Source organism: Stenotrophomonas sp. C-A, assembly GCF_054030835.1.
In genome coordinates this window covers 78,252-89,667 of record NZ_CM132916.1, presented here as the reverse complement: position 1 = coordinate 89,667, position 11,416 = coordinate 78,252, and the positions used below count along the sequence as shown (strand labels likewise).

At 68.9% G+C, this 11,416-nt stretch carries 10 protein-coding genes; 4 read left to right on the top strand and 6 right to left on the bottom strand.

Translation table 11 applies throughout. The features are described from left to right. Positions 1–78 precede the first annotated feature (78 nt). A complete protein-coding gene (locus ACW5IY_RS00390) occupies positions 79–753 on the bottom strand; it encodes a hypothetical protein (protein ID WP_049436208.1) in 675 nt (224 codons plus the stop codon). Positions 754–792: 39 nt separating this feature from the next. Continuing rightward, entirely contained in the window at positions 793–1,311 is a 519-nt protein-coding gene (locus ACW5IY_RS00385; RefSeq protein WP_049436206.1) for a hypothetical protein, read from the bottom strand. Positions 1,312–1,532: 221 nt separating this feature from the next. Here ACW5IY_RS00385 and ACW5IY_RS00380 point away from each other — a divergent pair, with 221 nt between their 5' ends. The 4 genes from ACW5IY_RS00380 (at position 1,533) to ACW5IY_RS00365 (ending at position 6,649) form a co-directional block, all read left to right on the top strand. Next, positions 1,533–2,654, top strand: coding sequence for a hypothetical protein (locus ACW5IY_RS00380; protein ID WP_457326868.1), 1,122 nt, complete (start codon positions 1,533–1,535; stop codon positions 2,652–2,654). A 93-nt stretch (positions 2,655–2,747) separates the two neighbouring features. Continuing rightward, positions 2,748–5,237, top strand: a complete 2,490-nt coding sequence (locus tag ACW5IY_RS00375) for a DEAD/DEAH box helicase (RefSeq protein WP_049436203.1) — start codon at positions 2,748–2,750, stop codon at positions 5,235–5,237. Continuing rightward, on the top strand, positions 5,234–6,256 hold the full coding sequence (locus ACW5IY_RS00370) for a ribonuclease H-like domain-containing protein (RefSeq protein WP_049436200.1): 1,023 nt from the start codon (positions 5,234–5,236) through the stop codon (positions 6,254–6,256). The genes ACW5IY_RS00375 and ACW5IY_RS00370 overlap by 4 nt, the downstream gene beginning before the upstream one ends. Positions 6,257–6,322: 66 nt before the next feature. Then, complete coding sequence (locus ACW5IY_RS00365) at positions 6,323–6,649, top strand: I78 family peptidase inhibitor (protein WP_049436198.1); 327 nt, start codon at positions 6,323–6,325, stop codon at positions 6,647–6,649. Between the two features lie 67 nt (positions 6,650–6,716). Here ACW5IY_RS00365 and ACW5IY_RS00360 read toward each other — a convergent pair whose 3' ends face one another. From ACW5IY_RS00360 to ACW5IY_RS00345, 4 genes are all read right to left on the bottom strand, one after another. Continuing rightward, complete coding sequence (locus ACW5IY_RS00360) at positions 6,717–8,699, bottom strand: M56 family metallopeptidase (RefSeq protein WP_049436197.1); 1,983 nt, start codon at positions 8,697–8,699, stop codon at positions 6,717–6,719. 3 nt (positions 8,700–8,702) lie between these two features. Beyond that, on the bottom strand, positions 8,703–9,089 hold the full coding sequence (locus ACW5IY_RS00355) for a BlaI/MecI/CopY family transcriptional regulator (protein WP_014035478.1): 387 nt from the start codon (positions 9,087–9,089) through the stop codon (positions 8,703–8,705). Positions 9,090–9,197: 108 nt separating this feature from the next. After that, positions 9,198–9,839, bottom strand: a complete 642-nt coding sequence (locus ACW5IY_RS00350) for a hypothetical protein (RefSeq protein ID WP_230080520.1) — start codon at positions 9,837–9,839, stop codon at positions 9,198–9,200. 159 nt (positions 9,840–9,998) lie between these two features. Beyond that, the gene (locus ACW5IY_RS00345; RefSeq protein WP_049436194.1) at positions 9,999–11,414 is read right to left on the bottom strand and encodes an XVIPCD domain-containing protein; all 1,416 of its coding nucleotides are present in this window, start codon (positions 11,412–11,414) and stop codon (positions 9,999–10,001) included. Positions 11,415–11,416 lie beyond the last annotated feature (2 nt).

The window sequence follows — 11,416 nt, the reverse complement described above, 5'->3', positions numbered from 1 at the left end:
GAGCATCCACGCATGGCGTGGATCTACTGGCCGGTTGCCCTGATGGATGCCAACCTTGGTTGGCGCCTTTCCACGGGGTCAGCGCTTGCCCGCGCGCCGGTACACACCGTTGAAACGCACGTTCATGCCACCGCATTCGCTGTTGTCGGCCACGATCAGTACCTCACCCAGCGAATGCACTCGCACCCTGCAGGTGTCCTCGACGAATTCCACATCAGCACCACGCGGCGTCGCCCGCGCTTCCACCTGGCCCATGTTCGGCCCGTAGGGACGCTGTTCCGGCGTGGGGTTGGCTGAGGGCCAATAGGCGTCACCCTCCACATGCAGTTGCCCGCCCTGCACGCGGATCTTCAGGCCGTTGTCGCCATCCTTCCACTCGCCCGCCCAATCCTGCAGCGCTGGCACCACCACCGGCAACGCCTGCAGCTTGCTGCGGTCGACCCACCCGGCACTGCCGCCCACCTTGTTCGGGAAGAACGCGCAGCGGTAGTGGCCGAGATCACGCCCGGTCACCACGGTATCGCCATTGACCACATAGCTGCGCTGGCGGCAGGCCGGTTCGCCTTTCGCCGGGCAGCCGTCCATGTCACCCAGCAGGTACAGACGGGGCGCATCGATCACCCGTGCCAGGGCGAACCGGCTCTGTTCGGAGGGAAACGCGCCATTGCGGCAGGCGCCATCATCGGCAATGCCATCCGCAAAGGCGGAGACCGGCAGCAATGCGGCCAACAGGCAGATCGAACGCAGGAACATGGCAGCCCTACCGGTGGGGAGCCGGCAGGATATACCGGCCTACTTCACCGGCGGTGCATCACCGGCATCCTGCTCCTCGGAGAACCGCAGCGCACGCTGCTGCTGTTCGGCACTGAGCTCCGGCGGTGGCCGCGCCACGGCGGCCTGGATCTGCGCAGGTCCGCCGGTGAGTTTGTTGACGCCCTTGGCGGCCGCCATCACCCCCTTGACCACGCCCATCATGATGTAGCCGCCGCCCATGCTGACCTGCTCCGGCGAGGGCGGTTCGCTCCAGTCGCGGCTGAAGCGGTTGTCGCCGAACTTCACCGGATTCTTGAAGCGGTACAGGTCCAGCGGTTCGTCGTCGGGCTTGAGCGCACGCACTTCGCCCAGGGTGGTGACATTGTCCTGCGGCAGGGTGGTGGAGATCGGCGCGGCAGGTGCTGCCGGGGCATCAGCAGGGGGAGCGGGCACAGGATCGGACACCGCTACCGGCGCTGCCTGCTGCGCCTGCGCGAGGCCCGCCAGCAACAGGCTGGCCAGCAGTATTCCCTGCGTTCCACGTCGTGCCACAGCCATCCACCCTGTTGGTTGCGTCCAGTGAACAAGGATACGGATGCGGGCTTCAGATTTCGTTGGCATCGGCGGGGGCATTCAGGGTGTGTCACGCATCATCGCTGCGCGGCCTGGGCGCCGAAGTTTGCAACGAACTTCATTCCCCTCGGGAGGCGGGGACGGCATCCTGCGGTTTTCCCGGTAAGGCCCTCCTTGATGACAGCTCCCTCCACACGCCCGCCGCGTTGGCCAGTCGCCTGCTGATGTCGCACGCGGCAGTACTGGTTGGTCTGGCGGTCGTGTGCCTGATGGTCATCGCGACCGCCGCCGAATGGACATCGCGTGTCCGCGCCGGCATCGCCTCGCTGCGCCGGAGCAGCACGCTGCGGACGCTGGGCGCGGACGAACACATGGCACTGGTACCGGTGCGCGCGTTGACCGGCTGCGACCATGACGACCAGATAAAGCGGCTGAGTGGAGCCTTCACCGGCGGGGCGTGGCGAAACAGCTTCCCGGTCGGTGACGGCTTCCTGGGTGGCATTCCCGTGCTGGTGCCAAGACAGGCATGGCCCTACCTCTCGGAAGACAATGAAGCTGACGTGGTACTGGGTGATCACGTGGCCATGGTGGTGCGTCTCAATGGCTTCACTATCGCTGCTGCACGGCCGGATGCAGCCACCAGCCGCGTCTGTGGCGAGCGCCTGGAGACACCCGAAGAAATCTCGATGCGACGGGGTCCCGGCCTGCGTCCGTCCCCGCTGGTGATTGCCGCACTGGCGCTGTGGGCCGCCACCGGCGTCCCGGGCCTGCTCGCCATGCCGTTGCTCGCCATCGCCGGTCTTGCGGCCTGGCTGGGCTTCCCTCGCCGCAACGGCCCTGCGACAGCGCAGCGCGTGCTGCGGGTACGCGGGCGCCTGCGCGCGTACCAGCGTACTGCCCAGACATCACGGGTGTGGTTGCTGGGCAATGACCGGCGTGTGCAGCTTCCAGAGAAATGGGAGCACGCTGCGGCATTCTCCCGCGGGCGCTCGATGCTGCTGGATGTGCGCGCCTGTGACGGCGCAGTGCTGGGCGCGGGCACGGCATGGTGCCTGGCCAGCGATCGACGGCGCTATCCGCCCACGGGAGGGTTCTGGCAACTGGCGTGGCTGGGCCTGCTGTTGTGCGTGCTGGTCTTCGGCGTCGCCTGGATGCCGGTGTCGCAGCGCCTGGCGCTGGGCTGGCCGCTTGCGTCTGGCTGGCAGGCGGTGGCATTGCTGGCGTTGGGCTGGCACGCGGTGCGGTTTGTGATCTGCATGGTGCAGCTCCACCGCCGCAACGAGGCGCTTGACGCGGAAATCGCGCAGCGTCCGGACCCGTGGCACTGAACGGTTCACGCCCTTCGCGCGCGGTGTCTCACATCCTGAGACGTGAGTGTGGTGCCATGTAACCCCTCGCAATCCGTCCCGGCTCCATCTTCCATGGCTTACGAACTCGCCAAGCGCACCGCCGATGCCGAGCAGAAGCTCGCCACCCGCGATGGCCTGCCCGCCCGCGACGGCGCCCTGCTCAGCGCGCGCCTGCAGCGCCGCTACCAGGACCGCATCACCGGCAGTTTTGCCATTCCCGGCCGCGAAGGCCGCTATGCGCCCATTCCCGGGTCGGTGCCGCCGGCGCTGGCCGCCGCGCTGAAGGCGCGTGGCATCGAGCAGCTCTACAGCCACCAGGCCGAGGCCTGGGAGGCCAGCCAGCGCGGCGAGCACGTGGCCATCGTCACCCCCACCGCCAGCGGCAAGTCGCTGTGCTACACCCTGCCGGTGGTCAGCGCGGCGATGCAGGACAAGGCCAAGGCGCTGTACCTGTTCCCCACCAAGGCCCTGGCCCAGGACCAGGTGGCCGAACTGCTGGAACTCAACCGCGCTGGCGATCTGGGGGTGAAGGCCTTCACCTTCGATGGCGACACCCCGGGCGATGCGCGCCAGGCCATCCGCCTGCACGGCGACATCGTGGTCTCCAACCCGGACATGCTGCACCAGGCGATCCTGCCGCATCACACCAAGTGGGCGCAGTTCTTCGAGAACCTGCGCTACATCGTCGTCGACGAAGTGCATACCTACCGCGGCGTGTTCGGCAGCCACGTCACCAACGTGCTGCGCCGGCTCAAGCGCATCTGCGCGTTCTACGGCGTGCAACCGCAGTTCATCCTGTGCTCGGCCACCATCGGCAACCCGCAGGCGCATGCCGAAGCGCTGATCGAGGCTCCGGTCACCGCTATCACCGAATCCGGCGCGCCCAGCGGCCCCAAGCAGGTGCTGCTGTGGAACCCGCCGGTGATCAATCCGGACCTGGGCCTGCGCGCCTCGGCGCGATCGCAGAGCAACCGCATCGCGCGCATCGCGATCAAGTCCGGGCTGAAGACCCTGGTGTTCGCGCAGACACGCCTGATGGTGGAAGTGCTGACCAAGTACCTGAAGGACATCTTCGACCACGACCCGCGCAAGCCACCGCGCATCCGCGCCTACCGTGGCGGCTACCTGCCCACCGAGCGCCGCGAGACCGAGCGCGCGATGCGTGCCGGCAACATCGACGGCATCGTCAGCACTTCGGCGCTGGAACTGGGCGTGGATATCGGCAGCCTGGACGTGGTCATCCTCAACGGCTACCCCGGCAGCGTGGCCGCCACCTGGCAGCGCTTCGGCCGCGCCGGTCGTCGCCAGCAGCCCGCGCTGGGGGTGATGGTGGCCAGTTCGCAGCCGCTGGACCAGTACGTGGTGCGGCATCCGGATTTCTTCGCCGAGGCCTCGCCCGAGCACGCGCGCATCGCGCCGGACCAGCCACTGATCCTGTTCGACCATATCCGCTGCGCAGCGTTCGAACTGCCGTTCCGGGTCGGCGACGGCTTCGGCCCGATCGATCCGGAAGTGTTCCTGGAAGCGCTGGCCGAAACCGAAGTCATCCATCGCGAAGGCGAGCGCTGGGAATGGATCGCCGACAGCTATCCGGCCAACGCGGTCAGCCTGCGCGCGGTGGCCGACGGCAACTTCGTGGTAGTCGACCGCAGCGATGGCCGCCAGCAGATCATCGCCGAGGTCGACTATTCCGCAGCTGCGCTTACCTTGTATGAAGGCGCCATCCACATGGTGCAGTCCACCCCCTACCAGGTGGAGACGCTGGACTGGGACGGCCGCAAGGCCTACGTCACCCGCACCCACGTGGACTACTACACCGACAGCATCGACTTCACCAAGCTCAAGGTGCTGGACCGCTTCGATGGTGGCGTGGCCGGCCGCGGCGATTCGCACCATGGCGAAGTGCACGTGGTACGCCGCGTGGCCGGCTACAAGAAGATCCGCTACTACACCCACGAGAACATCGGCTACGGCCCGGTGAACCTGCCCGACCAGGAACTGCACACCACGGCGGTGTGGTGGCAGCTGCCACAGGCGCTGCTGCTGCGTGCGTTCGCCAGCAAGCAGGATGCGCTGGATGGCTTCCTCGGCGCAGCGTATGCGCTGCACATCGTCGCCACGGTGGCGGTGATGGCCGATGCGCGCGACCTGCAGAAGTCGGTGGGCAACGGCGATGGTTCCTGGTTCGCGATCGCCGACCAGAGCGGCCGTGGCCAGCTGCGTGGCAGCGAGGGCGATCCTGGCGTTGTCGAGCTGCTGCAGGAGTTCGTGCCCACCGTCTACCTGTACGACAACTTCCCCGGCGGCGTCGGCCTCAGCGAACCGCTGTGGCAGCGCCAGGCCGAGCTGGTGCAGCGCGCGCGCGAACTGGTGCAGCGCTGCGACTGCAAGGCCGGCTGCCCGGCCTGTGTCGGCCCGGTGCTGGCTGCTCAGGAAGAGGATGACACCTCGCCGCGCGCGCTGGCACTGCGGGTGCTCGACCTGTTCGATGCCGAAGCGTGCCAGCACGTACCGGATGTGGCGGTGACCCCGCGCGAGCCGATGGAGCTGCTGGCGCCGTGAGCCTGAGCCTGGACAAGCTGCGCCTGCTGCGGAAGCAGGCCGGCGACCCGAAGGCGAGCACGCCCGCTACGCCCGAGCCGCCGCCGAAAGTGCCGGCGCCGGTGGCCGCCAACGATGTACTTCAGCCTGCAGCCGAGCGTTCGGTGTTCGCCTGGGTCGAGCAGGAGATCCGCCACAAGCCAACCGGCGCTGCCGCACCTTCCATGGCGCCGCCCGCGCTGCGTCGGCCCGAGGTGGGCAGCCTGCATCGCCTGCTCGGCCTGCGCTCGCGCGGCGGTGCCACGCCAGCGCGTGCCAGCGCGCAGGATCGCCAGCTGCCCGGCGAAGAGATCGCACCGGGCCTGTTCCTGATCGAATCGCTGCAGCCGCAGGCGATCCCGGCACAACCGCTGTCGCTGGATTTCGCCCGGCGCGAGGGCGAACAGGTGGCTGCGCGCGACCTGCTGTTCTTCGATACCGAAACCACCGGCCTGGCCGGCGGCACCGGCACCCGCGCCTTCATGATCGGTGCCGCCGACTGGCACGCCTGCCCGCAGCGCGGCGAAGGCCTGCGCATCCGCCAACTGCTGATGTCGACGATGGCCGCCGAGGACGCGATGCTGGCCACCTTCGCCAGCTGGCTGCAGCCCTCCACCGTGTTCTGCAGCTACAACGGCCGCAGCTACGATGCGCCACTGCTGAAGGCACGCTATCGACTGGCCCGCCAGCGTTGCCCGATCACCGCACTGGATCACGTCGACCTGCTCTACCCCACCCGCCGCCGCTATCGCGGCACGTGGGAGAACTGCAAGCTGTCCACCATCGAACGCCAGCTGCTGCGCGTGGTGCGCGAGGACGACCTGCCGGGCTCGGAAGCCCCGGGCGCATGGCTGCGTTTCCTGCGTGGCGGCGATGCGGTGAACCTGCGGCGGGTCGCCGACCACAATCACCAGGACGTGGTGACGCTGGCCCTGCTGCTGCAGCGGCTGGTGCGCGAGGAACAGCGCGAGCGCGAGACGCTGGCATTGGTCGGGCAGTAAGCGTTGACGCGGCCTGACGGTGGCAGCGGTGACACTGCCGCCACCATCCATGCCTGGAGCCCGACGATGCGCCTCAATCCCCTGGCCCTGCTCGCCATCCTGCCCTTGGCCGCCTGCAGTCACGCTGGCAGCAGCACCTCCCACGATCCCGCGCCGACGCCGACGCCGGCGCCCGTGGCCGATACCGCGCACGAATGCAAGCCGGAGGCGCTGGACGCCTTCACCGGCAAGACCGCCGACGAAGCCACGATCAAGAAGCTGGTGGCTGACAGCGGCGCGCGCGGTGCACGGGTGGTCAAGCCCGGCATGGCGGTGACCATGGACTTCCGCCAGGACCGCGTGACCGTGCAGGTGGATGCGCAGAACCGCATCGAGCGAGCCAGCTGCGGTTGATCGACCCAGGGTAGTGCCGGCTGCTGGCCGGCACCCCACATTGCCGGCCTGCGGCCGGCACTACCGATCAGAGTTGCTCGGCCTTGCCGCTGGCCAGTGCGCGCGCGATCACCTGCTGTGCCTGCTGCGATGCCTGCGCATGCACGCGTGCCTGGCGCTCACCCAGCGCGGCCTGCTGGCTGCCCAGTGCCGCCTGGCGGCTGGCCAGTTCAGACTGCTGGCTGGCCAGACGCTGCATCTCACGGGTGCGGCCGGACTGCGCGGCCTCGCTGCGGGCTTCCTGTATCGCACGACGTGCCTCGGCGGCGGCCTCGCGCGCAGCCTCACGCGCAACGGCCATATCGCGGGTTGCACCGCGTGCGACATTCGCCGCTTCCGCAGCTGCCTCACGGTTGATGTCGTGGGCGGCCATCGCGCTGCGCGCTGCCTCGGCGGCGGCCAGTGCGATGCGGCGTGACTCCTCGCCCTGCAGACGCCCCATCTCACCCATCTGCTTGCCGAGTTCGCCCTGCTGGCGACCCAGCGCACTCTGCTGGCGGCCCAGTTCGCTCTGCTGACGACCCAGGTCTGCGGCGCCGCTGTAGGCACGCTGCAAGGTCTGGATCAGCATCGGGTCGCGCACCACATAGCGCTTGTCGCCCTGGCGGAACCACAGCGCCGGGCCCTTGCCGAGCTGCCTGCGGGCCACCGTAACGTCGTCGATGCCACCGTTGGCGAAGGTCGAATCACCATCGACCAGCACGTAGGCCTCCCGGGGCGACTTGCCCAGATCGAGGCGACCGTAGGTGGTGATGGACGTGGTGGTTGACGTCGTGCCGTCATGGTCTTCATCCATGCCAGCGGCATCGTCGACGTAGGCTACGTCGGCATCGTCAGGACCGGACGGTTCTTCCACATTGGCCGGTTCGGCGGGCGGCGCCGGCGCCACCGGCACGGCCGGCACACGCGCGGACAACGGGGGTGCAGGCGGAGCCTTCGGCGGCGGCGGCACCACAGCCTTCGGCGCAGCCGGCGGCGCGGGCGGTGCCGGCGGCACCGGCGCTGCGACCAGTCGCATCGGCGCCACGCCCACCACCACCACCACGGCAGTCAGCGCCATCGCCAGGATGCGCGGGCAGGCCCGGCGCGGCTGCAGCGAGAGCAGGCGGCGCTTGAGGCTGGTGGTGTTCGGCGCGGCACTGGCCACGCCCAGGTGCGGCTGCGGTGCCACGCCCAGCTGCAGCAGCAGGCGGCCATAAGCCTGGCGGCTGGCACCGTACTGGCCGACCACGGCCGCATCCACCGCTTCCTCGCGGGCCTGTGCGTATTCGCGCACCGACAGGCGCAGCAGCGGGTGGAAGAAGAACAGATGCTGGGCCAGTGCGGGCAGCAGGCCCCACTGCAGGTCACGCCGCTGCAGGTGCTGCAGTTCGTGGGTCAGTGCCAGGTCCAGCGCATCGCCCTGCAGGGCATTGTCGCCGGCCGGCAGCAGCAGCACCGGGCGGAACGGCCCGACCAGCTGCGGTGCGTCCACCTGCGTGCTCATCCACAGCCGCGGTGCAGGGCGCACGCCGTGTGCGTCGGAGGCCAACTGCAGGGCCTGCACCAGCGCTTCGTCCTCGCAGGGATAGGCCGCGGCCAGCAGCGCCCGGCAGCGGCGCCACTCACCGAAGGTGCGCAGGGCCATCAGCAACACGCCGGACAGCCACAGCGCTGCCAGTGCGACCGCCCACCACGCAACCGCCGGCACGTCCGCTGCAGGCGTCGGCATCGTCGCCAGCAGCTGCGCCGAGGCTTCCGGCGCCAGCGGGTAGACCAGATCAGCGGCAACGTCGGTGGCGGTCATCGCCACCGCCTGCGGGGCCGGCAGCCAGGCCAACTGCAACGGCTGGCTCCAGAACAGGCCGAGCACGGCCTGCAGCGAGACCAGCCACCACAGGCGGCAGCGGGTGGCCGCAGACAGCGACGGCAGCGCGCGGCACACGCCGTACACCAGGGCCACCAGCAGCACGGTCTGCAGGCTGGTCCAGCCCAGCCGTTCCAACATCGGGATCAGCATCGTGGTGTCCATGGCTCAGCCCTCGTGGCGACGCGATTGGAGTTGGGCGACCAGCGCTTCCAGCTCGGCCAGCTCGTTGTCGCTGACCTGCTGGCGCTGCGACAGGTAGGCCACGAACGGCGACACCGAGCCCTGCAGGGTGTTGTCGACGAACTGGGCCACGGCACCCTGCAGCACGCTCTCCGGGCCACGGGTGGCCTGGTAGCGGTAGACGCCGTCCTGCTGCTGGCGCTGAAGATACCCCTTCGCCCGCAGCCGCTCCATCATCGTCAGCACAGTGGAACGGGCGAGTCCACGGGCCTCGCCATAACCACTGGCGACCTCGCCGACCGTGGCCGGCGCATGTTCATCGATGTACTGCAGCAGGGCCAGTTCCTGGTCCCCGATCGTCTTGCCACGCATGACACCACTCCCTTGACTACACGTGTCGTCACTTTCTGCGTGACGACAATTGTAGTCAACCCCCCGGAAGTCATGGGCCGACGAACGGTAGGGGGATGAGCTACGGCCTCAGCGCCCGATCACGAACGGATCGCCCTTGCACGGCAGCAACGGCCGGTCATCGCAGGGCCACAGCGTTGCGGGAACGGTCCTGGCCACCTCGAAGTGATCCTGGTTCCAGCGCAGGAAACCGCCGTGGATGGCATTGCCATGGTCGAAGCTGCGCGCATCGGCGGCCAGTGGCTGTTCGGGATCGACCTCGGCCGCCCAACGCAGCACCGGCACCTTGTCCAGCTGCCCGATGAAGGCGAACAGATCGCCCGCGCCCTTGCTCTGATAGGCCGCCATCGCCGCCGCGTCGGGCAGCTCGGCCTGCGCCAGCAACGATGCGGTGACATCCTGCAGCGGTGCCGCTCCCTGTGCGATGTAGGCGCGCATGCCCGTGGTGGTTGCCGGACAGTCCTGCAGCTGCACCAGATACCCGGTGGTTCCGCCACTGCCGGAGAACGACCGTATCCAGTAGCGGAAACGCGGCCCGCTGCGATCAGTGACCATGAAATCCTGCTGGCCACCCTGCGCGGGAATGGAAAGCACCTGCACGTCGCTGGCGCCCTCCACGTTGCACTTCAACTTCGCCAGCACCTGCCTGGCCGGTTCCGGCAGTGCTTCGTAGCGGCCGCCGGGGTAGGCGCTGCCAGAGGCTTCCGGCAATGCGGGCAATCCACGATCAGAAGGCAGGAACTGCGCTGGTTGAACGGGTTGGGTCGTGGGCGCTGCCGGCGCGACGCGCTCCCCGGCAGGCGCACAGGCGCTGCATGCCAGCAGCAGCATCAACGAAACGCTCGGCATCAGGTGTGATCGGATCATCGCTCAACGCCCTCCCATCGCCGGCGCTTCCTGCGGTTGTGCAGGCGCGGGGGTGGATGCAGCCTGTTCGCGCGATTGCTGCTGCAGCTGGCGCAGGCTGGATTCCACTGCAGTCTCGCGCACCTCGGCCGCATTGACCCCTGCGCGCAGCGCTGCAGGATCGCCCGGGCTGCCCTGGACCAGGAACAGTGTCTCGCCCGCCGTGCGGCCGGCGCTGGGATTGCTGGCCACGATCTGGTCGACCCGGGTGATGCCCGCGGCCTTCGCTTCGCGCAGCATCACCAGACTGTAGTCGTCGGCATGCTCGGCGTAGCGTCCGCCCAGGGCCTGCAGGCGCGTGCTGATCTGCTGCTGCAGGGCATGATCGCGATGCTGCGGCTGACGGGGGTCGTCGTTGGCCGCGAGCGGCACGTCCTGCCCCAGCTCGCGCAGCTGGCCGGGTGCAACCGAGGTCAGCACGTACTGCCATCGGTTCTGCCCAGGCGTGCCGCGCACCGTCGACACGAAGTCGTCGTACTCGCCGCCGCCGATGGTCTGGCAGCCGGCCGAATCGGTGTTGGAGCGGCTGCCGCGATGGATCTTGAAGGTGTCGTTGAGGTCCTGCACGCCCTGGGTATCGCGCGCATCGAACCAGCCGTCGCCGTTGCTGTCGCGCTCCACCTGGCCGGCACCCGCCGTGATCGCGTCCTGCGAGGGACGCAGCGCGAACTCATCGGGATGGCCGTTGCGCGGATGGGTGGTCGCGCGCATCTCGGTGGTGCCTTCGCCCAGGCGCCCGAGGTCCTTGACCCGGTCACCGTTGACATCCTCACCCTCGGTCTTGGTGCGCGGCGCCACGTCGCCGAACCCCGGGCTGCGCGGCGTAGTCTTGGCATGACCGTCGTACTGGGCGGTCGGCTCGGTCGTGGCCTGGTTGAACTCGCGCACATGACCATGGCCCTGCGCATCCTTCCACAGCACTACGATGCGATCGTCATAGACGCCACGCCCACGTGCCTCGGTGGTGCGGTTCTCGTCGCGCAGTCCCAGCACCACGCGGTCCTGCGTTGCCATCGCGTCATTCGCCGCGGTGTTGCCGCGCTGGGCCACGATGCTGCCGTACACGTCGTACTGCTGGGCCTGGCTCAGGCCTGCGGTCTCAGCCGCATCGGGCATCCGTGGTGGACGCGCCGCGTTGCCCAGACGGTCCAGCATCGGGTTCACCGTGGCCGCATCTGCTGCGGCAACACCTCCGCTGCGCCGCAACGCCTCAAGCTCGGTGGCGGCGCGCGCCGACACGTAGCGGTCCAGCGCTTCCTGCACCACCGCGGTCTGGCCGTTGTGCAGGGCGTCCAGGCGGGCGGCAGCACCGCGCGCGTCGTTCTGCCGCAACAGGGCAGCGACTTCATCGGCCGCTGCATTGATATCCAGTTCGGGCATGG